The sequence below is a fragment of the Oceanobacillus sp. MO10714A genome, from assembly GCF_037072045.1.
GTDB lineage: Bacteria > Bacillota > Bacilli > Bacillales > Amphibacillaceae > Oceanobacillus > Oceanobacillus indicireducens.
The window spans coordinates 85,752-108,326 of sequence record NZ_JAXHDC010000005.1; the positions used below are offsets into that span (position 1 = coordinate 85,752).

At 40.5% G+C, this 22,575-nt stretch carries 27 protein-coding genes; 13 read left to right on the top strand and 14 right to left on the bottom strand.

What is annotated here, in order from left to right; all coding sequences use genetic code 11:
* Window positions 1-322: 322 nt before the first annotated feature.
* From SPD53_RS05980 to SPD53_RS05990, 3 genes are all read right to left on the bottom strand, one after another.
* On the bottom strand, window positions 323-553 hold the full coding sequence (locus tag SPD53_RS05980) for a hypothetical protein (RefSeq protein ID WP_336251944.1): 231 nt from the start codon (window positions 551-553) through the stop codon (window positions 323-325).
* A gap of 9 nt (window positions 554-562) precedes the next feature.
* Window positions 563-937 carry a BlaI/MecI/CopY family transcriptional regulator gene (locus SPD53_RS05985; RefSeq protein ID WP_156857659.1) on the bottom strand — a complete coding sequence of 125 codons (375 nt, stop codon included), beginning with the start codon at window positions 935-937 and terminating at the stop codon, window positions 563-565.
* Between the two features lie 476 nt (window positions 938-1,413).
* On the bottom strand, window positions 1,414-1,560 hold the full coding sequence (locus SPD53_RS05990) for a hypothetical protein (RefSeq protein WP_156857658.1): 147 nt from the start codon (window positions 1,558-1,560) through the stop codon (window positions 1,414-1,416).
* 668 nt (window positions 1,561-2,228) lie between these two features.
* On the opposite strand from SPD53_RS05990, the gene SPD53_RS05995 reads away from it, so the two are divergent.
* Window positions 2,229-2,822: a lysophospholipid acyltransferase family protein gene (locus SPD53_RS05995; RefSeq protein WP_156857657.1), complete on the top strand. Its 594-nt coding sequence runs from the start codon at window positions 2,229-2,231 to the stop codon at window positions 2,820-2,822.
* A gap of 345 nt (window positions 2,823-3,167) precedes the next feature.
* Here the strand turns inward: SPD53_RS05995 and SPD53_RS06000 are convergent, their stop codons facing one another.
* From SPD53_RS06000 to SPD53_RS06030, 7 genes are all read right to left on the bottom strand, one after another.
* On the bottom strand, window positions 3,168-3,764 hold the full coding sequence (locus SPD53_RS06000; protein ID WP_336251945.1) for an alpha/beta hydrolase: 597 nt from the start codon (window positions 3,762-3,764) through the stop codon (window positions 3,168-3,170).
* A gap of 17 nt (window positions 3,765-3,781) precedes the next feature.
* Window positions 3,782-4,390 (bottom strand): flavin reductase family protein, encoded by a 609-nt coding sequence (locus SPD53_RS06005; RefSeq protein WP_156857655.1) that lies wholly within the window; start codon window positions 4,388-4,390, stop codon window positions 3,782-3,784.
* Window positions 4,391-4,428: 38 nt separating this feature from the next.
* A complete protein-coding gene (locus SPD53_RS06010; protein ID WP_156857654.1) occupies window positions 4,429-4,863 on the bottom strand; it encodes a MarR family winged helix-turn-helix transcriptional regulator in 435 nt (144 codons plus the stop codon).
* Between the two features lie 143 nt (window positions 4,864-5,006).
* A complete protein-coding gene (locus tag SPD53_RS06015; protein WP_156857653.1) occupies window positions 5,007-5,780 on the bottom strand; it encodes an ABC transporter permease in 774 nt (257 codons plus the stop codon).
* Window positions 5,777-6,502, bottom strand: a complete 726-nt coding sequence (locus SPD53_RS06020; protein WP_336251946.1) for an ABC transporter ATP-binding protein — start codon at window positions 6,500-6,502, stop codon at window positions 5,777-5,779. Before SPD53_RS06020 ends, SPD53_RS06015 begins: the two co-directional genes overlap by 4 nt.
* A 376-nt stretch (window positions 6,503-6,878) precedes the next feature.
* Window positions 6,879-7,688, bottom strand: coding sequence for a glycoside hydrolase domain-containing protein (locus SPD53_RS06025; protein WP_156857651.1), 810 nt, complete (start codon window positions 7,686-7,688; stop codon window positions 6,879-6,881).
* Window positions 7,689-7,788: 100 nt separating this feature from the next.
* Complete coding sequence (locus SPD53_RS06030) at window positions 7,789-9,360, bottom strand: Vga family ABC-F type ribosomal protection protein (RefSeq protein ID WP_336251948.1); 1,572 nt, start codon at window positions 9,358-9,360, stop codon at window positions 7,789-7,791.
* A 387-nt stretch (window positions 9,361-9,747) separates the two neighbouring features.
* Here SPD53_RS06030 and SPD53_RS06035 point away from each other — a divergent pair, with 387 nt between their 5' ends.
* The 7 genes from SPD53_RS06035 to SPD53_RS06065 all read left to right on the top strand — a co-directional run bounded on the left by SPD53_RS06035 (window position 9,748) and on the right by SPD53_RS06065 (window position 14,232).
* Window positions 9,748-9,912 carry a hypothetical protein gene (locus tag SPD53_RS06035; protein WP_194461797.1) on the top strand — a complete coding sequence of 55 codons (165 nt, stop codon included), beginning with the start codon at window positions 9,748-9,750 and terminating at the stop codon, window positions 9,910-9,912.
* 448 nt (window positions 9,913-10,360) lie between these two features.
* Window positions 10,361-10,597: a hypothetical protein gene (locus SPD53_RS06040; RefSeq protein ID WP_336251949.1), complete on the top strand. Its 237-nt coding sequence runs from the start codon at window positions 10,361-10,363 to the stop codon at window positions 10,595-10,597.
* 71 nt (window positions 10,598-10,668) lie between these two features.
* Window positions 10,669-11,001: a PadR family transcriptional regulator gene (locus SPD53_RS06045; RefSeq protein ID WP_156857649.1), complete on the top strand. Its 333-nt coding sequence runs from the start codon at window positions 10,669-10,671 to the stop codon at window positions 10,999-11,001.
* A complete protein-coding gene (locus SPD53_RS06050) occupies window positions 10,998-11,630 on the top strand; it encodes an HAAS signaling domain-containing protein (RefSeq protein WP_156857648.1) in 633 nt (210 codons plus the stop codon). Before SPD53_RS06045 ends, SPD53_RS06050 begins: the two co-directional genes overlap by 4 nt.
* A 106-nt stretch (window positions 11,631-11,736) precedes the next feature.
* On the top strand, window positions 11,737-13,191 hold the full coding sequence (locus SPD53_RS06055; protein WP_336251950.1) for a DUF4153 domain-containing protein: 1,455 nt from the start codon (window positions 11,737-11,739) through the stop codon (window positions 13,189-13,191).
* 21 nt (window positions 13,192-13,212) lie between these two features.
* Entirely contained in the window at window positions 13,213-13,926 is a 714-nt protein-coding gene (locus SPD53_RS06060) for an isoprenyl transferase (protein ID WP_232334468.1), read from the top strand.
* A 111-nt stretch (window positions 13,927-14,037) separates the two neighbouring features.
* Window positions 14,038-14,232, top strand: a complete 195-nt coding sequence (locus tag SPD53_RS06065; protein ID WP_336251951.1) for a DUF2281 domain-containing protein — start codon at window positions 14,038-14,040, stop codon at window positions 14,230-14,232.
* 281 nt (window positions 14,233-14,513) lie between these two features.
* Here SPD53_RS06065 and SPD53_RS06070 read toward each other — a convergent pair whose 3' ends face one another.
* Window positions 14,514-14,954, bottom strand: coding sequence for a YaiI/YqxD family protein (locus SPD53_RS06070; protein ID WP_336251952.1), 441 nt, complete (start codon window positions 14,952-14,954; stop codon window positions 14,514-14,516).
* A 116-nt stretch (window positions 14,955-15,070) separates the two neighbouring features.
* Here SPD53_RS06070 and SPD53_RS06075 point away from each other — a divergent pair, with 116 nt between their 5' ends.
* Genes SPD53_RS06075 through SPD53_RS06090 form a run of 4 tightly spaced genes read left to right on the top strand, consistent with a single transcriptional unit; the run spans window position 15,071 to window position 17,759 of the window.
* Window positions 15,071-15,451, top strand: coding sequence for a GntR family transcriptional regulator (locus SPD53_RS06075; protein WP_336251987.1), 381 nt, complete (start codon window positions 15,071-15,073; stop codon window positions 15,449-15,451).
* Between the two features lies 1 nt (window position 15,452).
* The gene (locus SPD53_RS06080) at window positions 15,453-16,343 is read left to right on the top strand and encodes an ABC transporter ATP-binding protein (protein ID WP_336251953.1); all 891 of its coding nucleotides are present in this window, start codon (window positions 15,453-15,455) and stop codon (window positions 16,341-16,343) included.
* Window positions 16,330-17,076, top strand: coding sequence for a hypothetical protein (locus tag SPD53_RS06085; protein ID WP_336251954.1), 747 nt, complete (start codon window positions 16,330-16,332; stop codon window positions 17,074-17,076). The genes SPD53_RS06080 and SPD53_RS06085 overlap by 14 nt, the downstream gene beginning before the upstream one ends.
* Window positions 17,073-17,759 carry a hypothetical protein gene (locus SPD53_RS06090; protein ID WP_336251955.1) on the top strand — a complete coding sequence of 229 codons (687 nt, stop codon included), beginning with the start codon at window positions 17,073-17,075 and terminating at the stop codon, window positions 17,757-17,759. Before SPD53_RS06085 ends, SPD53_RS06090 begins: the two co-directional genes overlap by 4 nt.
* 17 nt (window positions 17,760-17,776) lie before the next feature.
* On the opposite strand, the gene eutH is transcribed toward SPD53_RS06090, so the two are convergent.
* The 3 genes from eutH to SPD53_RS06105 form a co-directional block, all read right to left on the bottom strand.
* The gene (eutH, locus tag SPD53_RS06095) at window positions 17,777-18,856 is read right to left on the bottom strand and encodes an ethanolamine utilization protein EutH (RefSeq protein ID WP_336251956.1); all 1,080 of its coding nucleotides are present in this window, start codon (window positions 18,854-18,856) and stop codon (window positions 17,777-17,779) included.
* Window positions 18,857-18,928: 72 nt separating this feature from the next.
* Window positions 18,929-19,105, bottom strand: a complete 177-nt coding sequence (locus SPD53_RS06100) for a hypothetical protein (RefSeq protein ID WP_336251957.1) — start codon at window positions 19,103-19,105, stop codon at window positions 18,929-18,931.
* A 565-nt stretch (window positions 19,106-19,670) separates the two neighbouring features.
* Complete coding sequence (locus tag SPD53_RS06105; RefSeq protein WP_336251958.1) at window positions 19,671-21,050, bottom strand: FAD-dependent oxidoreductase; 1,380 nt, start codon at window positions 21,048-21,050, stop codon at window positions 19,671-19,673.
* A gap of 538 nt (window positions 21,051-21,588) precedes the next feature.
* Here SPD53_RS06105 and argF point away from each other — a divergent pair.
* The gene (gene argF, locus SPD53_RS06110) at window positions 21,589-22,557 is read left to right on the top strand and encodes an ornithine carbamoyltransferase (RefSeq protein WP_336251959.1); all 969 of its coding nucleotides are present in this window, start codon (window positions 21,589-21,591) and stop codon (window positions 22,555-22,557) included.
* Window positions 22,558-22,575 lie beyond the last annotated feature (18 nt).

Sequence of the window (22,575 nt, forward strand, 5' to 3'; positions counted from 1 at the left end):
TCGAAAAAATTGGTTTTATCAGTTAATCAACCATGAGGAGATAAAAACAAATAAATTTTGACACTTTTATTTACATCCCTATTATATTATGAAAGTGCATAATATCAAATAAGACTTTTAGTTGTTGATCTTTTTTCTTTTTTAATCCAAGAAGCACTGTGAAAAGTACAGCATATTTTACTTATTCCTTTTCTAAAATAACCTCATTATTTTCAATTTGTTTAAGGTTTTCTACCCAATCCTCTTTAGGGAATTGAATTTAGACTCATCAGATAATTTAACCGAAACTAATTCATAGTAACCTCCTTCTTCTTTACTCTCATCACTCAATACTTGATACGGTTGTAATTGCTTTCAAAGTGAACAAGGTCGAAACCCATTGAAAAAGAAGTGCAATAGGTAGCAAGTTAAAAACAATTGCCATTTTCCCTATCCTATAGTGCCATTTAATTGAGTTAGCATTTGGTAATAATAGGCGCAGTACAAAAAGACAAACAACAATGATACTTCCCGTAACAGTTAGCGAAAAAAGTAGTTGAATCATCATACTCATAAATACCACCTACTTTTCTGAGAACCATTTTTTTAATTCTTCAATATCTTCATTTGAAAGTTTACCACCATCATATAAAGCTGAAATTAGATTTTTAATCGAACCTTGATATAATCCGTCAAGTACATTTTTTGTTTCCATATACTTATAATCTTCAAACGAAATACGAGGAGTATATTTGTTCGTTCGCCCATGTTTTGTAACTGACAAAGCTCCTTTATTCACTAAACGTGATAAAAAGGTAGAAATAGTCTGTCCTTTCCATTCTTTTCCCTTTTGGCTAAACAAATGTAATAATTCGTTAGAAGTAACAGGAGGGTTGCATTCCCAAATGACTTCCATCACTTCCATTTCTGTATCCGATAACTTTTGAACTTTGTTCACAGTGAACACCTCTTTACTTTTCATCGTGCGTTCATAAGAAATTCATTCACTACAAGTTGTAGTAATTATAACCTACTATATATTGCAGTGCAATGTCAAGTGAAATAAATAATAAAATATAAACCGTTCCAAATATCAAATCATGCGGCTACTAGTCCACAAAGATAGTTTGGTGTACATGGACACAATGAATCGGTAAAGAGTATAACCATCTAACTCTCCAAGATGAGTTTATATGTAATATGCTATCGTTGTACTTTTAATTTTTGATACCAAGGTTCTTGATTCATTTACTTTCCTTCAATGCAAAAAAAAGATGTTAACTAAGGCATAAAATCTGACATCCTGTAATATGCTCCAAACCGTTGTGCCGTCAGGTGTTATTGGCTTTTGGAACAGTCTTTTATTGTTTTTCTACCCCCCTGTTAGAAACAGGGGGTAAGGGCAGGGCAAGCCCTGCCCGACAAAGACAGGTTTTACGGTTTGGGACCGTAAAACCCGCCTTTGTCGTCTGCTTTTGATAGCCCTTGTATTCCAGTATAAATCACTACAAAATCAACCTCTGGCTCTATTCGTGACTCCTTGTCCTTTTCTTTTACGATACCGCCAGGGTGGATCAGCATAAATGATGTTGTATTTCATCATTACCACTCCAAATCTAGTAAATTAAAAAGCGCCATTGATCGGTGAAATACCGTTCAAATGACGTTTTAGGTGTAAATTATAGATATGTTTAAGATCTTTAAAATTTTGCATACAAAAAAGACGTTTCTATCTTCCATAAAGGAATTAGTAAACGCCCAAGTTCAATTTACATAATGAAAGCGACTTGGCAAGTGAATCAAATGGCTCTTTCATGTAAATATCTATTTAGTTTTCTTAATTAAGTGAGTGAGATGAAGCTGTTTGCTTGCTGTTATACGGTTTTAAGTTGGGGTCTTATTGGGGCATTATCTTCACCGAATAGATGGACTCCTTTTTTATTTTGAAGCTTAAAAATAGGGAACCGAGCAGGAATAAAACTATTATAGCAAATGCAGATCCGATAAAGTAGAGCAGATATTCAAACGCAGGTTACATATGATTGATGAGCAATAAAATAATGGAACAGTTGTTTTGCCAAGGGATTCCGATTACATTATTATTAACAGTGATTTTATTGGTTATATCAAGTATTAGAATAAAGAAGGAGAAGCTCTAAACAAAGAGCCAACTCCTCCAAGTAAAGGATACCCGTTCCTCCTGCTTTATGATAAAATAAGAGAGATGCACGAGTGTAGGAGGAAAGACCATGTATAATTTTGCAGCACATGTAGTAAAAATTATCTTGAATATTTTTGGAAGAATCAAAGTCTATCAGAAAGAAAAATTACCCGATAAAGGCGGATACATTATTGCTTGTACGCATACAGGCTGGGTTGATATTTTATGGCTTGGTGTATCTTTATTGCCAAATCAAATTCATTATATGGCAAAAAAGGAATTATTCCAGACGAAATTCACAAACTGGCTGATGAATGTTTTGAATGCATTCCCAGTTGACCGGGATAATCCGGGACCGAGCACGATTAAGATACCTCGTAAACTATTAAAGGAAGAGAAAATTATTGGAATTTTCCCGAGTGGAACGAGAACAACGGAGGAAGTTCCTCTAAAACGGGGTGCCGTGACGATTGCAGCTTATGGTAAAGCACCGATTATACCAGCAGCTTACGTTGGCCCGAACAACTTTAAAGACTTACTCAAATTCCAGAAGCCGAAGCTCATTTTCGGTGATCCAATTTATTTGCCGGAAGATCAGCCGCGAAGAGAAGCAATGGATACGATGATGGAAAAGCTGAATGATGAAATGCATAACTTGCAAAGACAATTGAAGGAAAAATAAGAGAGCGCAAAGACCTTATGAAAAACGGGGAAGAATGTTTATCATAAGGTCTTTCGTTTTTGGATAAGAACAATGAAAAAGACGACAAAGTGAAACTTCATTCAGTGGAGAAAAAAACACCCACTAAATGAAGATATAATTTACTTTTTAATGGATCGTAGTATTGCAACTGCAATTATGATAAGAGCGATGAATGGACCTACAAAGCTTACGATGAGAAAAATAAGTCCGTCCAAAAAAACAACTCCTTTCTCCCCCAATCTTATCATGTTTAATCTTGGAGTAAAATATTTCAAAAAGTCGCAGGTCTTACGCTGAAAATACGTAAGACCCGCGACTTTATTTTTATTTATACCAGGCGGCAGCTGCTTGTACTTCCGTCATCGTTAATTGGTGACCACGGTTTTCCCAGTGGAGTTCAACTTCTGCTCCAGCATCGGCAAGTAGAGTGTGCAATTCCTCTGATTCCTGCGCTGGGCAAATTAGATCATTCGTCCCTGCTGCGATAAACACGCGCTTCCCAGTCAAGTCAGGCAAATCAATCTCTCTTCTTGGCACCATTGGGTGATGGAGAAGGGCTGCTTTCAGTGCATCTTGATAATGGAACATCAGACTCGCTGCAATATTTGCACCGTTGGAATATCCGACAGCAGTTATATTGTTCCGGTCGAGTTTATATTTCTCTGCCGCTTCATCAAGGAATTCATTTAACTCTTGCGTACGGAAAATCAAGTCCTCCTCATCGAATACTCCTTCTGCAAGCCGCTTGAAGAATCTTGGCATCCCATTTTCAAGGACATTGCCACGAACACTCAGTACGTTCGCGTCTTTATCGATAATTTCTGCAAGGGGAAGCAAGTCCTGTTCGTTTCCTCCGGTACCATGCAGTAAAAGTAATGTTGGTCTGGAAGGGTCATTGCCTTTTTGGAATACGTGTTTCATTTATATAATCTTCCTTTCTATACCGGTCTTTCGATACTGAATATATTGCCGATTGTGGCGTAGTCGTGACCGGCAAGCCTGCTAACAGCTTTTAATTTGCCGTAATTGATCTTGCCTGCTTCATACACATCTTCAGCGATATGGAATCTATCCACCTTACCGATGATCAAATCGGCAGTAGTTATGTCATCCCGTCCAAGTTCGATTGCTTTTTCCAGTGTACATTCAAACCGGACTTTTGCTTGTTCGACGGCGGGAACAGCTACATCGGTACTACCTGCCAGATTCAGTTTGGTCACATCGATTTCACTTTTATTCGGGGGAAGGGACGCAGCTGTTTTATTGATTTCCGCTACATTATCCTCATCGACAATATGAATGACAAATTCTTTCGTATTGATTATATTTCTTGCTGAATCCTTCCGGGTGCCGTCCTTCCGTTGAATCGAAACAGCGAGCATCGGTGGATCGGTTGCAGCGATGTTGAAATAGCTGAATGGTGCTGCGTTTATGATACCGTCTGAAGATTTAGTTGTAATAAATGCGATTGGTCGTGGAATGATGGAGCCGATTAGCAGCTTATAATTTTCTCTTTCCGTTTGCTCTTCTGGATCAATCGAAAGCATGTTGCGGCACCTCCTGTCTGCATTATTTTCCACCGGCATTAAACAAGGTCGCCAGCTCGTTTACCTACTGTTTTAATCGTCTCGATCAGGATTTCTTTATGTTCTTCCGAGATACCTTCGAAGATTTCTTCAATCCGCGCCTGATGCTTAGGGAAAACTTCATTCATTACTTCTTTACCTTTATCCGTAATCTCAATATAAATAACGCGACGGTCGTCTTTACAATTCGTGCGGCGCAGTAATTCATTTTTCTCCAGTTTATCGATGACATACGTGATGGAACCTGTATTAATCAGCACCGCTTCAGATATTTGCTTGATTGTTTGTCTGCCTTTATGGTATAGTGCTTCCAGAATAGAAAAATCGGATAATTTCATACCATGGGCAGCGATGTCCTTTTTCACCATTTCTTCTAATGTCTTCGATGCTTTCATTAAAACAACAAACGATTTCAAAGATAAATTCTCACTCATCGTGATTAACTCCTTTTCATATATACTGAATTAAGATATATTTAATTAATTAAAAGTATAAAGGGAAAAATATCTTCTGTCAAGCATTCGCCTTAGCTGAAAATGAATAATAAAGAAAAAAGTAACCCTGCCTGGTCAACTTATTAGGCAGGGTCATTGTTTTTATCGGGCCATTTCACAAGCTGCATTCGACTATTGAAAAGGGTTGGATAGGACAGGAAGCCTAGAATAATACTCGTAACGGCCGCTGTCGTCAGCAATAGGAAGAGGATGAGAAGTTGAAATTGGACAGCTTGCACGGGATCGGCGCCTGCGATAATTTGTCCGCTCATCATGCCGGGGAGCTGGACGAGTCCGATTGTCTTCTGGCTTTCAATCGTCGGAATCATACTTGCTTTAATAGAGGTAATCAACGAGTAGTGGATTGCCTGTTTCGGTGTTCCTCCAAGAGAAAGAATAAGTTCCGTTTCCTCTTTCCTCGCTTCAATCTCAGCTGTGAAACGATTTAAGAAAAGAATCGAGAGAACCATCGAATTCCCGATTAGCATGCCACTGATTGGGATAATGTATTGGGCTTCTGCCGGTGTAATTTTAAAGCCGATCAGGATTCCCTGTGTGACGACTTCGATGATGATGAAGGTGAGCACGAGTTTCCACGTGATTCCTTGGATTGACGCACCTTTCTTCCTTGCGTTATGGGTTGCGGCGGTGATCATAAGAACAACCATCAAGAAAATATAAATTAGATTTTCAGATTCAAAGACGAAGGTTAAAATATAACCGACTGCAAGTAATTGGATGATCGATCGGATTGTTGCAATGATTGTGTCTTTCCCAAGGCCAAGGTTTAATGTCTTTGTCAGAATAAGAGGGATGAGTACGAAGACAAGCGCTAGCGATAATGTTAGAAAACTCATATGAAATCCCCCTTTGCAAATTGTTTTACTTTCTCGTTCTCTGGATTTTTGAGCAGGCTGCTCGGTCCGGATTCGATTAATTCACCATTCATCATAACCCACGTATCATCCCCGATTTGAGTGGCTTGGTTTAAATTATGGGTAATCCAGATAATCGTCACACCGTTTTCTTTGTTGATTTTTTCAATCAAGTTTTCAATATCATTGGTGGAAACTCGGTCAAGCGATGACGTGATTTCATCCAATAATAAAATTTCCGGCTGGTTCACAAGGGTTCTTGCGATGGATACTTTTTGCCTTTGTCCACCGGAAAGATCACCGACATCTCGCTTCAGCAAATCTTTATCCAAGCTTACCTTCGTAAGTAAATCGGCAGCTTCATCTTCGGTCAACGTTTCCCCGGCAAGCGTCCGAGGGAGTTGTAAATTTTTATAAACGGTGCCTTGAAGCATGGTCGCATTTTGCAAGGCTAGTCCAACATTTCTCCTTAGCTTTGTCGGCTCATATTCTTGGATATTTTTTGAGTAAATGGAAATCGTGCCGTGAGTTGGCGAGATTAGTCCATTGCAAAGTCGGAAAAGGGTTGTTTTCCCAGCGCCGGACGGGCCGACAAGGGAAGTGATTTTACCTTTCCGGAACGATCCGCTGACATTTTTAATAATTTTTAGCGGACCGTCAGAGTAAGAGACATTCTCCAATTCAATGGCGTATTCTGTATTCATATCTACGTACCTCTTTTCTAATCCGGTAATAAAACCGGAGTAACTATGTATCAGTTTACCCTATTTTGCTGAAAGAATTGGGACAGGGGGTCAGAGCAACTGTCCCAGTTGGGAGCGGGAATTTGTTTGTCGGTGACTTGGAATGCTGGAAATTCGTTGGAGATGGCACGGATAAGCATTATCAGTGCCATCCAGTTGGCTGAATAGGGAACGGGGCGGGCGCTTCAGTACCTTGACGAGATCCATACTTGATTAGAAGAGAGCTGATACATCTTATCAAAGCCCTAGTCCGCCGATATGACACACGAAAGTGCACGGACAAAGCGTTCCAGATCCATCAGTCATCTGCATGCCATACACCACATCACCCACCGCCTCACCACAAATACTCCAATATCTCTTCAGAAAATAAATTCGTATCAATTGCGCACGCTTCTGCTTCAATCGCGTATTGCCATCCGAGTACCGGTGCAGCTTCTGGCCCTTCTGGATTAAACTCGGGAGCATTTTCTGGTGTCGTAATTTCCTGTTGCGGGTAGGCAGTCCAAACAATTGTACCTTTCTGGATATCCGCATCCAGCGCTTCAAATGCAAGCATTAAGTCACTGTCCTCATTAAATACCCCGTAAATTCCAGGTGCATAATCCGATGCAGTCAACGTATCGTACCATCCTTCGATAAAGGCGTGATCGACCGGATAGTCCGGTTCAATATCACCAAAGATGGCTACTCCTTCAGGCACCCCGACATTCACTGCAAACTGTATCGCCTGATTTGCATGCGTTACTCCTTGCCCATACCCGCGGGCATCATTTACATGATTATAAATAACGAGGATCTGAATATTATTTTCATGCAAAAAGTCAATTTCTGCAGCGTCAAGTCCAACAGACACACCATCCCGGTCGCCGAGGTATCGTCCCCAGACTTCCGGCTTTCCAACTTGATCTGCGACACATTGAAATAACTCCTCGTCCGTATAACTCGCCGAATCTACTCCCCAATAATACTGTTTTTCCTCGTCCTTATTATCCCCATTTCCATTCGTTTCTTCCTCATCCTCGGACGGGTCACTCGGTATCCCTGGAATGGGAATCTTTTGATCAAGGAAAAAATGCAATACAAAAGGTATTGCCACAATGAATACGACAAGCCCAATGATCAGCAACCATTCATCCCTTCTCAATCGGCATCCCCCATTTCTCCTTTGCAGTATATGAAAAGGGGGGATGCTTCGGTATAGGTGAGCTGTGCTAAGTTTTCTTCATATGCACATGCGCTTGTTCCTATTCATCAAGTATTTTTCTTTTCTCTTTTAACAGCGATTGAAATTCCTCTTCTAATTCGTCAGTCGGTTCCAAACTCAGTCTGCTCAAAACTTCCGAGATTCTTGTCTCGATGACGAGTAACTTTTGTTCCTTTGTATCAACTTCAACTTCCATGTTGCGATGTTTAAATTGTTCATAGCTCCCGTGAAAGTCGATGATCTCATTTTTCTCGATCGCCAGAATCCGTTCGGCAATTCGGCTGGTAAACATTCGGTCATGGGAAACGAAAACGATCGTGCCCTCGTATTCTTCCAACAGTGCCTCGAGCTCCTCCATCGCATAAATATCCAGGAAATTCGTCGGCTCATCTAAAATAAGGGTGTTACAATCACTCACCATCAGTTTCGCAAGTGTGACCTTAACCCGTTCACCGCCGCTTAGCACATCCATTCGTTTATAGACAGCATCGCGGAAAAAATGCAGTCGCGCGAGCACGGTTCGGACGGTTGATTCTTCTTGGATAGCTGTTTCCATGACGTTCTCTAGAATTGATTTTTGTGGATCTAAAACATCCAGATTCTGACTAAAATAGCCGAGTTTTACCGCCGGGGAAATCGAAATGCCGGATTCTTCGTTTATTAACTTTTTGATTAAAGTCGTTTTCCCTGTTCCATTTTCTCCAATAATCGCTATTTTATCTCCACCTTTAATCTGAAAACTCGCCTCATTCCAAAGGACGCGCTCCCCGAAAGATTGTGCGATATGTTCAGCCCGAATGATGATTCTACCTTGCAGCGATTCCTGATTTGGGATTGACATTTTAATTGGCGGAAGCTCTTTTACTTTCTCCACCTTTTCCAATTTTTCAATCCGTGTTTCAATCGATTTCGCTACTTGTTGCAGCTTTTTCTGCTTTTTGGCGAAATAAGGTTTTGCACCTTTTAATCTCGCTTCTGAACTACTTAAATTTTTTGGCTTTTTTGTTGCCCGGTCTGCTTTTTTCTCCTTGAGCATAAGGGCATCTTCCAGTTGCTGTCTCTTCTGAACATAATTTTCATAAGCTTTCTCTTGCTCTTGGATTTTTTGCTCTTTCTGCTCGGTAAAGTCGGAATAGTTCCCTTTGTACACTTCAACTTTCCCATCCGCAATCTCCCAGATTGTTTCACATGTCGCATCAAGAAATGCACGGTCGTGGGAGACAATAATGATTGCGCCTTGGAGACGTGCGAACGTTTTTTCCAGTTTTTCAATTCTAACTGTATCGAGATTGGTTGTAGGTTCGTCCGCTAAAAGCAATTCAGTTTTGCGGGCTAAGGCTTTGTCGATATACTGCTGGGTTACTTCTCCGCCGCTTTTCACCGTACTGGTTCGTTTTAATTGGGGGAGAAGGGTGGCAGTACCATTTCCGGAAATAGTTCCGGATTGGATGCTCCTTTTTCCTGCAATGATTTCAAGCAAGGTCGTTTTGCCAGAACCATTTCTGCCGACAAGTCCAATCCGTTCCTTGTCACGTATTTGTAGATGCTCAATGTCAAAGAGTTTCCGGCCTCCGATTTCATAAGTTACATCCGTTAATTCCTTTATAATCATAAAAACAACTCCTATTTTCGGGCATAAAAAAGCCCCTATAATCGTGTTTGAAATAGGAGTTAGAAAGCATGGGAAAATGAAAGGTCCCCGAATATAGTATGGTCAGCCAATCTAATCCTATTTCGAAACAAAAGTGCATGAGAAAGAAGCAGGTCTTCTGCTTGAACACTACATATCTCATCCGTTTCGCTTTTTAAAAATAGGATTAGTTTTTCATTGTCTCTTGGCTCACCCTTTCGATTCATGTTACTTTTATTATACTATATTTAATGAAGATTGAAAGGGGAAATTTTTAAACACAGAAAAAGCCAGCTTCTACCCTTGAAGCTGGCTCTTTCCCCGTCGTGGTGACCGGTTGCGCGGAAAATTCTGTTTCCTTGTTCTGTGATGACGGAATTGATTTACCCGTCTCGATTCTTAATATTTACTTCGTGCTGTTTTTACTTCAAACAGCTATTTGTTGCAGTTGCACTTTCACAAAAAATCACTTTCTTCAAACATGCAAGAGAATTGGAATCTCATGTTGTTGCTGACGGGATGATTCCGTCGTAAAGCAAATTTTCCGCCAAGGCTGTGCATTTCTCTATTAGAATCCGCTTCTTGATAAGTTGTTTGCTATGAAACACAAGTTATCATTCGGCTCGAATTCCAATAGTAGTTCGCCTTGTACTTTACTATACCCGTTCTGCAGTTCTTAAAACATAAAATAACATCTTTTTTAAAATTTTTTTATAAAATTGGAAAGCAGCGCTGGTGATTAAAAGAATTCGTGGTTTTTATTTTCTTTTTTCGTATAGTAATCAATGAAAGGTTGAGCCATCCTGTTGCTTTATTTCCGATTCTTGTGTTCGTCTTGCTGGAATGGGAGAACAAAGGAGTTTTATTCTCCGCTCGTAGCGCTTATCTTGCTGGAATGGGAAAATAAACAGGTTTTATTTTCCGATTCTTGTGCTCGTCTTGCTGGAATGGGAGAACAAAGGAGTTTTATTCTCCGCTCATAGTGCTCGTCTTGCTAGAATGGGAAAACAACCGAGTTTTATTCTCCGCTCGTAGCGCTTATCTTGCTGGAATGGGAAAACAACTAAGATTTATTCTCTCATCGTTGCACCGATCCCGCTCGAATAGGAAAACAAATGACTTTTATCCTCTCATCATTGCACTTACCCGCCCACACATAGCAATCCAGACAAAAACTGCGCTCATGCAGCATAAGTCAAGTTTTGAAGAAAGAATTTAAAAAACATCTTTACAACCCAAACCATTTCCCTTATAGTAAAGATACCTAATTATTCTAGGTAGGTGAAAAATATGTTTAATCGTGAACTCGTAAAAGGGAGTACGTCCATTCTTGTGCTGCAATTGCTGAATGAACGGGATATGTATGGCTATGAACTCGTGAAGGAAATGGCAAAAAGAAGTGATGATCAACTGCAAATGAAGGAAGGGACGCTTTACCCTGCGCTTCATAAAATGGAAAAACAAGATTATGTTGAACATTACTGGAAGCAACAAGAAAAAGGGCCGGCCCGCAAATATTACCGGATTACCGAAGAAGGAAAAGAAATTCTAGCTGAACGGACTTCCGAATGGAAGCAGTATGTTCAGGTTATGAATAATCTTATTGGAAGAAATGAGATATGAACGTGGAGGCACAACGGTTTCTCCATGAGCTTGAAAAAGCATTGGAAGAAGATCCGAACCGTGCAGAAATTATTGCAGAATATCGCATGCATGTAGAAGAGATGCTGGCGGAAATAACAGAAAATAATGCGGACATTTATAACCTGCTTGTTACCCGGCTGGGTTCTCCGGAAGAACTGGCAGAACTTTGGAAAGAAGAAAAGTCCGTTACGCCGAAGAAAATGCAGCGGCTATTCGTTTTCCTTAATATCGCAATATTTGTTGGTGGTGTGCTTTTTACGATTGGTTACAATGTCCTCGGCTGGAAGTGGCTTGGGGTCCTTTGGGAAAGTTTAACCGAATCGACGACAATTATTATTTTAGTCTATTTATTTTTCTGGGGTTTACTTGGCTATGAAATCGGCAAAGCCTTAGGAGCACGTGGAAAAAAGGTGCTTACCCGGACGTTTCTCATCGGGATTATTCCGAATCTGTTGCTTATGTATTTGATTGTTTTTCGACTGATTCCTTATGAATGGTTCGATCCACTACTCGATCAATCTTTTATCGTGCTCAGTATCCTTTGTACCGTGGCATTATATCCGATTAGTTTAATCGGTTACCACTGGGGAAGAAAAGCGTCTGTTTAGTCGGACTGGATACATTCGTTCAGTCCGAAAGAGTATGAATGATTTTTACCTATGTACATAGTTTATCTATATACATAGGAATTCTATGTATACAGGAGCGTTTACCATGCGGACAAAACAAAGAGAATGGCTATTTGTAGCAGCTTGTCTGTTGCTCGGATTCCTGGCTAATGTCAGCTTTTTATACGGGAAGATTGGAATATCCTATCTTATCTTCATCGCGGTCTTTTATACCGTGTTATTTGTGCGGTTTGGTTTTACCTTTGAACACCGGCGAATCGGCTTGTTACTTATGGCGGGAATCTGGTTGCTTGCAGGAAGTTTCCTGTTCTTTGACAGTACGATATTTTACGTATTGAACCTATTCGTTATCCCAGCTGTTGTATTCTTCCATATCGTCTTAATTACTAGCCCGGCGAAATTGAACTGGGGTAAGTTATCCTTTATCAGACTCGTAACTGGAAAGCTTGCAGATGCCCTCCTTTATTTGACGAACTATTTACGTTATATCGGAAGAATCGTTGCCCGTAGTAGAAGGCGGGTGAAAAACAGGACATTAAGACAGATTCTTATAGGAATCTTGCTCGCTGTCCCAATCCTAGTCATTGTTGTGCCACTCTTAATGGCTGCGGATGCGGTCTTCCAAGAGCAAATCGAAAATCTATTCGTTTTCCGAATCGACGTGAATTTTGTTGAAATTGGGTTCCGTCTCGCCTTTACGGTCATTGCAGCGCTTTTCTTCTTCTGTATTTTTCAAGTCATTGGGAAGAAGACGAAGCGCGAGATAGAAATTTGTGAGACACCAAATAAGAGAAATTGGCCGGGGATTGTTGCGGCAACGATTCTACTTATATTAAATGTGGTATATATGCTGTTTATCGCTGTACAGTTTCAATATTTCTTTCATGAAGGGCTGCTTGATGGGTTTACGTATGCCGATTATGCAAGAAGAGGTTTCTTTGAGTTAATTCTCGTAACACTGATTAACTGGACGATTTTACTCGTATTCATGAAACGGGTGAAAGAGGAGGGCGGCAAGCAGAAACGAATCTTGCAAACCTTATATTCTGCTCTGATTGTCGCTAGTGGCATCTTGCTTATATCTGCCTGGCAGCGGCTAACGCTTTATGAAACGGCGTACGGTTTTACAATTGACCGGTTGCTCGCCCATTATTTTATGGCATTTTTACTCGTGATTTTTGCTTATACACTCATTCGTGTTTGGTTAGAGAATCTGCCCATTTTACATTTTTATCTGATTTGTGCATTTCTTTTTTATGCCATGTTAAATGCGGTCAACTTGGAAGAAACGATCGTGGAAAACAATATGGAACGCTATAAGGCAACAGGGAAAATTGATATTCATTATTTCTATACCCTAGGTGCTGAGGGAGTGAAAGGACTTGTTCAGTTGTATGAACAGGAACCGGAAATCCCAGAACTAAAGAGTTTATTAATAAATAAAAAGATACAGTTTGAAAATGGAGAATATGAATCCTGGCAAGCATTTAACTTTGCGAGGAATGAAGCGAAAGAATTACTGGAAGAGCTTGAGCTCTAAACTTAATGGAGGTGGATCGTCGTGGTCGATATACCGAAACATGTCGGGATCATAATGGATGGTAATGGAAGATGGGGAAAATCCCGGGGACTCACGAGAAGTGAGGGGCACTATGCTGGAGTTCAAGCGATGGAAAAAGCGATTGATGCAAGTATTGCTCTTGGTGTCGAAGCGTTGACTTTATACGCCTTTTCTTCAGAGAACTGGGCGCGGGCCAAGGAAGAAGTCAATTATCTGATGCGGCTGCCGATTCGTTTTTTTAAATCGAAACTTCCTGAATTTATGCGACGTAATGTGAAAATCACCATATCAGGAAATATGGATGAGCTGCCAAAAGCAACGCGGAAAACATTGCAACAGTCGATTGATCGGACAAAGAATAATACAGGGCTGATCGTTAACTTCGCCTTTAATTACGGTGGAAGGGGCGAGATTGTGCAGGCTGTGCAGCACGTGATTCGTGACATGCAGGAAAAAAATATAGAGCTGGATGAAGAAACAATTGAAAACTATCTTTATACTGGTGGATTGCCGGCGCTTGATTTAGTTATCCGGACGGGTGGCGAGCAACGGCTAAGTAATTTCCTTTTATGGCAAGCTGCCCATGCCGAGCTTTATTTTACGGATATTTATTTCCCGGATTTTGATGAGGCGGACATGCAAGCAGCAATTTATGAATATCAGGAGCGCAGAGCAGTTTATGATTTTGCGGAAATGTATCGTAAGGCAAAATGAATAGCTTAAAAGTTGAACAAAACTAAAAGTAGGATAGTTGTAGTGTGTGGTTCCTTGAGGAATTGGCTTCAACGCAATAATAAATGATTCATGGAAGAGGTGACCTTTAGCATGAATACAGCCAGAGAACGTTTACTTAAAATCATAGAGAAAATACCTGATCAGGAAGTGGATGAAATTTTAGACTTCGCTGAATATTTAGCAGCTAAGCAAGAAAAGAGAGTATCTGATGATTTAACAAAGGCTAGTGAAAGCAGCTTAGATTTTTGGGATAATGATATCGATGGTGAGGTCTGGAACAATTAAAACTAAGGTGATATTCTTTTACTAAATAATTAGACTAAAGAGGCTGGGACATAACTTCTTAGTATGGTTATAAATCCGAACAAATGATAAGAAAGAGCATCAACAACCGCTCCGGGAATATACTACGCTTTCCGCAGGCGGCTGGTGAGCCTCCTCGGACTGCCGCCCTGCGGGGTCTCACCGATGCCTTTCCTCCTGCTGGAGTCTCCGTATATTCCCGGAGCTAGTTAGCAGTTTTGTTCGGATTTAATTCATATTAGAATAGTTATGTCCCAGCCTCTTTATTTTTCCAAAACACGGATAAATCGCTCTCGGAAATTCTCTCTGTCTTCGTTTGAGAAGGCTTTCGGGCCTTTCGTACGCTGTCCGGCCTTCCTCGCTTGAGCACTCAGGTAACGCGTTTGCAGCAGCTCATCGATATTCTTATTCGTATACATAAAACCTTTATGATGCATGACAAGACAGCCCTTCGGAAGAGCGAGGGAGGCGAGGCCGTAATCTTGCGTAATGACAAGATCCCCCTTTTTGGCAAGCTTCATAATCCGGTAATCTGCCGCGTCTCTGGCGTTATCAACATAAATTGTCTCGACACCTGGCGGGTTTTCTTGCAAGGAAAAATGAGAAATGCTCGTTACGAGAAAAACATTCAAATCCCTCCGCACCGCTTCATCGATAATAATTTCCTTCACTGGGCACGCATCCGCGTCAACATAAATATTCATCCTTCACACTCCTTGAGTCATCTCCTCCTAGCATACCAAAATTTAGTTGCATTCTATACAAAAATATTATATAGTACATTACATGAGTAATGCACTATATCAGAGGAGGTGCAGGCCTGATGATTGATCCAAATGGCGGAAGACCAATTTATATCCAAATAGCTGAATGGATAGAAACAGAAATATTGAATGATAATTTCAAGGCCGATGATAAGGTCTACTCCCAATATCAGCTGGCGGAAATGTTTACGATCAATCCGGCAACAGCGGCCAAGGGTTTGAACGTCTTGACGGATGAACATATTTTGTACGGGAAGCGGGGACTTGGAAAGTTTGTGACAACAGAAGCAAAAGCAATTATTACCGATAAAAGGAAAAATGAAAAGCTGAAGGGATTATTAACGGAAGGTGCTCTTGAAGCAAAGCGATTGCAAGTAGGCGAGGGAGAGCTGATCGAAATGTTGCAACAAGCGATTACAGATGTGAAGGGAGATTAACATGAAGGTGATTGAATGCAGGGATCTAACGAAAAGAATGATTGGAAGAAACGCGTTAAACCAGCTAAGTCTCACATTGGAAGGCGATAAAATTACCGGATTAATCGGCCGTAACGGGGCGGGGAAAACAACGCTCATGAAGATCCTTGCCGGGTATTGGCATGAGACTTCGGGTAAGGTCGAAGTATTTTCCGAGCGGCCATTTCAAAATTTAAACGTATCCGTGAATGCGATTTATGTGGATGATCAAATGAAGTTCAGCCATACATTGACACTGGAAGATATTTTAAAAGAAGCAGCACGTTTTTATCCGAACTGGGATGCTGTTCTTGCGGAGCGTCTCTTTGACTATTTTTCCTTTCACCCAAAAGAGAAGCATGGTTATTTATCGAAAGGGAAGAAGAGCACGTTCAATATGATTATTGGGCTTGCGTCAAGATGCAAGCTGACGATGTTTGATGAGCCGACAACGGGGATGGACGAATCTGTAAGAAAAGACTTTTATCGGGCCCTGTTGAAAGATTATCTGGCACATCCAAGAACAATTCTTTTATCGAGCCATCATTTGGAAGAAATGGAGGACTTGCTGGAGGAAATCATTTTAATCGATGAGGGGCAAGTTGTCTTGCATGAGTCGATGGATGAATTGAAGGAATACGCGCAAGGAATAACTGGAAGAGCGGAAATATTGGAGCCATTGCTTGCGGATGAAGCAGTAATCTATGAAACGCGAGTAGGCGATTATTCCACTTATGCCGCTGTAAAATCAGACAGTCCCGTTATACGGAAGGCGAAACAACATGGGATGACTACAGGACCTGTGCCGCCAAATGATTTATGTATTTATCTGACTGCAAAGCAAAAGGGAGGGATAGATGATGTCTTTAAATAAGATGGATCTTTCTGCTGCTGTGAAAAAACAATTAAACTATAAGATGAAAGTATATGTTGGCATGTTTAGCTCACTTGTCTTTGTTCAAGTTATTGGAATCTTTTTCTCCGTCGTTAGTCCGTTACAGGGATATTCTACAATGGACTACGTGGAGATTGAGTACATGAATTATAATACGCTCAATATTATTACATTGACTTCACTCTGGGCACTTATTCATGCGATTATCATGACGACAAAGAATGAATGGGAGAACGCCTTTCCTTTTGTAGGGAATACGCTTAGTAATCATCTGGCGAACATGATCTTCCTCGTTGGAGCAAGCATCGTTGCCGGAATTGTAACAATACTTGCATCATTTACGGTTCGAGTGTATCTCTATTATTTTACAGATGAACGGTTCGTTATGTCACCGGGATTCGTCTTAAACGGTGGAGAATTGCTCGCTGGGACAGTAACGGTAATTCTCCATTTTCTATTACTCTGTGCGGTCGGCTATTTACTAGGTACGGTGACAAGGCTGCATCGTTTGCTTCCCGTCCTGTTGCCAATTGTGGTTATTGGGCTATTGATTACGATAAATTATATCAACCATGAATGGATGATGAATACGATAGATTTCTATTACGGGGAAACAAGTATGGCTGTATTCCTTATGAAAATAGTTGTTACAGCTGGGATACTATTTGCTTGTTCCATTGCTATATCAAGCAGAACGGAGGTTAGAAAATGAGTATACTTTTCACGATACTGCTTCTCCTTGTTATAATCGGATTTCCGTTCTTGTTGAGAAGGTTGCAGATAAGTAGATTCGGTTACTGGCTACTTGGCGGGTATTTCATTCTATTAATTGCTTCCGTTATTGCATATACATTTATCCCAACAGAGGAATTTGTGGATGAGGAAGAGCTGCCAGCGGAGATGACAAATCGGATTTACCTTGTCCATGAAATATTGGATCAAGGAGTGCAACTGGAGGAATTTGAGCAATATAAGAAAGAGGAATGGGAATTTCCCACGGCTACAGAGGAAAGTTTTTCATTGGAAAGTTTTTCATTATATGCCAGTCCAGATTACCAATTTCCGGTCATCATAAAAAGGGTGGAGGATCAGGAGGCCATTCATGTTGATTATTATGAGGTAACGCCTGAGATTGATGTGGAACCAGTCTATGATGAAGGTGAAGTCACGGTCTACAATCATAATGGGGAGCTAACGCTTGAAGTACTTGGGTATAAACTTTATCGTTTCAATAGTATGGAGAAAGGATTTCCATTTAACCAATTTGAAGAAGAAGAGGATCATTCTTGGATTTATTATGATGTATTCGATGATGAGAGAATGTTTTATATTACAATTCCAGCAGATATCGAATTAAACGTTCATCCGGATACGGATGTCCACTGGTTAAATTAAGAAAAAGTCGGCTACTATTAGCCGGCTTTTTTCTGCTTATTCAATATGAATATAGCGAGTATAACTGCGCTAGTCCCACCTAATAGTTTACTAATAATCATCGGAAGAACAAGTTCCGGTTCAATCCCTGCGACAAAGCCGAGATGGCTCCCAAGCACAAAGGATGCACTTACGCTAAAGGCAATATTAATAACTTTCCCACGTGGATCCATATCCTTTACTAGAACAAGCATCGGAATAATATGGGCAATCGTGGCGATTAGTCCTGCTGTTGCCGTGGTATTGATGTCAAGTGCTGATCCAAGTTTTTCAAGCGGCTTTTTACATGCTTTCGAAATGAAGAGCACCATTGGAAAAGCTCCAGCAAGGAAAATAGCAATCGTCCCGACAATTTGAATCCCTTCTTCAAGCGGCGCAAGTCCTGGAATGATTACGAAGCCAGTTAATGTTTCGATCACGATAGCAACGAGTCCACCCATAGCAAGAAACTCAATGAACTTCCCGAAAATGGAGAAACCTCTTACTATAAGAATAGGAATTTTCCAGAGGCCGATCACGATGAAGAGCGATATGATGATGGTTGGAATCAAATTTCTAATGAGCATCTCTAAGCTGAAGCCAGCTGTAATTCCGCCAATAAATGTGCTGAAAGGGATTGTCACCAAACCAATAAGAATTCCTTGTGCTAGAAATTCACGGTCTTCTTTTTGGATTATCCCGAGCGCAACCGGTAGGCTGAATACAACGGTTACTCCAATTGTTGTTCCGAGGAAAACCCAAGCGAAGAATCCAGCTTCAGGAGTTCGTGCCATCGTTTCAGCTAAAGCATAGCCTCCCATATCGATGGCAAGAATCGTATTCGCGAAGGTTGCCGGGTCTGCCCCAATTAAGCCGTAGACGGGTGAGACGATGGGCAACAAAACCTTTGCTATGACTGGTGCCAAGGAAATAATCCCAATCATTACAACGGCAAGGGAACCCATCGCCATCAAGCCCTCCATAAAGCGCTCACCGAATCCAAAGCGGTTGCCGATTATTTTATCAATAGCCCCGATAATAAAGAAGAGAACTACGATATAAACTATGATTTCATTCATCTGACTTTCTCCGTTTCTTGTATGTGTGGATGATGTTTCTATTATGGGGCTTGTCAGTAAAGATATAGGTAATCAATCTTCCTTATTCCGAAGTATTTGGACTAATTTTTCTAAAAATACTAATGAAAAATAGTAAGATAAACCTGCAGCCGCCATCAGAAAAAACGTACCATCCAAGTCTTGTAGATTGCTATTCATAAAGTATAAGAATAGTCCTCCAGCCATTCCAGCTAAGAATAATTTATCCACCGTACACCTTTATTAACTCGTTCAATGATTAAAGATATAGGAACCCCAATGAGAAGATAGATAGGCAAGGCGTAAATGCAAATAAGAAAAACACCGAGAATTTGTCCGGCAAGCGTAAAATATGTATTTAAAGAATTACTAACTATAATATCAGCAATTATATTATATAGTAAAAAAGGAAACATAATATAAAAGGTGCTAAAAAAGCAGCTGGAACCTTTAAAATTACTTTCATTATACTCATTAAGCTCCTCATACTCCTTCCTTACACGAGACTCTTTAAAAATATCAGAAAATTTCTATTTTTATCATGTATTAATGGTCTGTAATACCCCCACTGAATGAAGTTTCACTTTATTAGTCCTATTGTCTATAAAGTTTTTCTTTTTTGTAAAGGAGTGTTCTTTTGTTAAAAATAAATGACTTAAATATTGATGAAGCGTTGACATTCAAAATAATACTCTAAAGAGAAAGAACCCTCTGTATTAATGCAAAGGGTGGGTTCTTTCTCTTTCGGATTACACAATTCCATTTTGATGTGTCCAAAATTTAGACAAACATTATTTTAAGCCAATTTCCCATCAAACTTCTTAAACAAATCATTCAACCCCTCACTCATCGTCGGGTGGGTGAAAATATTATCTCGTAAAAAGGTATACGGCAGATCCGCTTCCATTGCTACCCGAACGGTATTGATCATCTCGCTCGATTCCGCCGAGAATAATGTACATCCGAGAATCCTATTTGTTTCAGGATCAACTAATGCTTTTAGCAAACCGTTCGGCTGTTTATTGATTTTCGTACGTGGAATATTCGCTGCCGGCATGGTTGCGACGACATAATTTATATTTTGTTCCTGCGCCATTTTTTCATTCAGTCCGACATGGGAAAGCACGGGTTCGATAAACACACTATACGGCACATTTTTACGTTTCGCTAAAGAGTAAGAGCCACCAGTTAAAACTTGATCCCGGACAATCCGGTAATCATCAAGTGAGATATACGTGAATTGCGGACCGCCATTCACATCACCCAGTGCCCAAATTTGTCTGTTAGAAGTCCGTAAATAGTCATCGACAATGATTGCACCGTTATCATCAACTTCTACACCTGCTTTAGCAAGCTCAAGTCCTTCTGTATAAGGCTTCCTACCAGTCGCAAGCAGGAGAGCGGAGGCTGTCTCTGTGAATTCTTTCCCCTTATCATTTTCATAGGTTACTTCTGTTCCACCAGATTTACGATTGGAAACCGACGTCGCTTTACTTCCATGGACAACGGAAATACCTTTATCCTGCATGACTTTTAGTACTTCTTCTGCAATATCTCTGTCGTCGTTTTCCATGAAGTCTGTCGCGCTATCAATTACAATGATTTCCGACCCGAAATTCGCATACATAACAGCAAATTCAAGCCCGATATACACGCCACCGACAATGATTAATTTTTCCGGAAGCTCGGCTACTTGTTGCAGTTCTGTTGATGTATAAACATGATCTGCTTCTTTTAATCCATCGATTGGAGGAATGACTGGCTCCGAACCGGTATTGATAATGAAATAATCCGCAGTAAGGTCCAGTGTTTCTTCTTTAGCTTCGAGATGGACCTGGTTCGTTCCGACAAAGCTTGCTTCCGCCGTATAAACCATGACCGTATCTTGATCTGCTAGGGTTTTGTAGTTCTTTTCCCGTAAGGCGGCGATTGTTTTATTTTTATCCTCAATCGCGCTCCGGTAATATTCATTTTTATCATTTTTTAATTGGCTATCCTTCTCTGCGTGGTGGATGAGTAATTTTGTTGGGATACAGGCGATGTTAATGCATGTCCCGCCATACATTTCATTGGACTTCTCTATCATCGCAACGGTTTTACCTCGAGCGGCAAGATCTGCTGCGAGCGTTTTCCCGCCTTTTCCAAATCCGATAATAATATAATCATAATGTTTCATTCAATCGCTTCCCTTCATAAAGACTATTGCCTTTTTTAGGGTTCATTAAACAGGGAGAATGACGAAAAGTGCGTAAATTAGTTAGGAGGAAATGGTTGTTATCTTGTTTACGTTTAAAACCAATTTCGTTTCGGATGCATAGAGGTGTTCTTATCTCCTGAAAGATTCGTAATCTGTATTGTTCGCCTGAATAGAGGCACTCTAATCGCTTGAAAGATTCATTTTCTGTTTTGTTTGTCTGAATAGAGGCGCTCGCACCGTCCGTTCAAGCGGGATTCCTGTAAGATTGGGCAGTGAACTTTCGATATCATTAGGAATACGCTGAATTAAACAAATCAGCTGCCCGCTTATTTTCTGAGGGTGCTCAATTGTGTTATTTCCCCCTTTGTTTTGTGATGTAAAGCATTTTATTGATGTTTATGTCTAAAAGTTGCCTATTTTACCATAAGGTTTAAATTTTTTTATAAAAAACTATTGCATATTTATGAATAATTGTGCATAATAATACATAACTTAAATTTCTGGGAGGAGTATCATCATGATTTCGTTAGCGAAAGATTTGCAGATTGATAACGAAGAATTTTTTGGAAGAGACTTACTTAGCCTTGAGGATTATACACCAGAGCAAATTCATCATTTATTGGAGCTTGCTTCTTATATAAAAGATCAGCGTAAGAAGGGGTTTGCCTTTGAACCGTTAAAAGGGAAAGTACTCGGCATGATCTTTGAAAAATCATCGACGAGAACGCGTGTCTCTTTTGAAGCGGGTATGATTCAGCTTGGCGGGCAGGCGATCTTTCTAAATTCAAAAGACATCCAGCTTGGCCGTGGAGAGACAATTGCAGATACGGCGCGCGTGTTATCCGGCTATTTGGACGGAATCATGATTCGAACTTACTCCCATGAAGATGTGGAGGAGCTTGCTGAATATGCATCTATTCCGGTTATCAATGGATTAACGGATTTGCATCATCCATGCCAAGTGCTGGCAGATTTGCAAACGATGTTAGAAATCAAAGGGACGCTGAAAGGTCAGAAGCTTGTATATATTGGAGACGGAAATAATATGGCGAATTCACTTCTGATTGGAGCTGCGAAGATGGGAATAAATATGGTTGTCGCAGCACCTGAAGGTTATTTCCCAGATGCAGAAGTCGTAAAACAAGCAGAAGAAATCGCTTCGGATACTGGTGGAAAAATTTCAATCATGACAGATCCGATTAAAGCCGTAAAAGATGCAGATTTTATTTATACAGATGTTTGGGCAAGTATGGGCCAGGAAGCGGAGCAAGAGGAAAGAAAAGCAATTTTTGCAAACTACCAAGTGAATGACGAATTGTTGGCAAAGGCTAAATCAGATGTTACGTTTCTTCATTGTCTGCCCGCGCATCGCGAGGAAGAAGTGACAGCAAGTGTGCTGGAAGGGAAGCAATCTGCTGTATTCCAGCAGGCTGAGAACCGTCTTCACGCGCAAAAGGCATTGTTGACTGCCTTGATGAGCTATTAGTAGTTATAGAAATAAGGG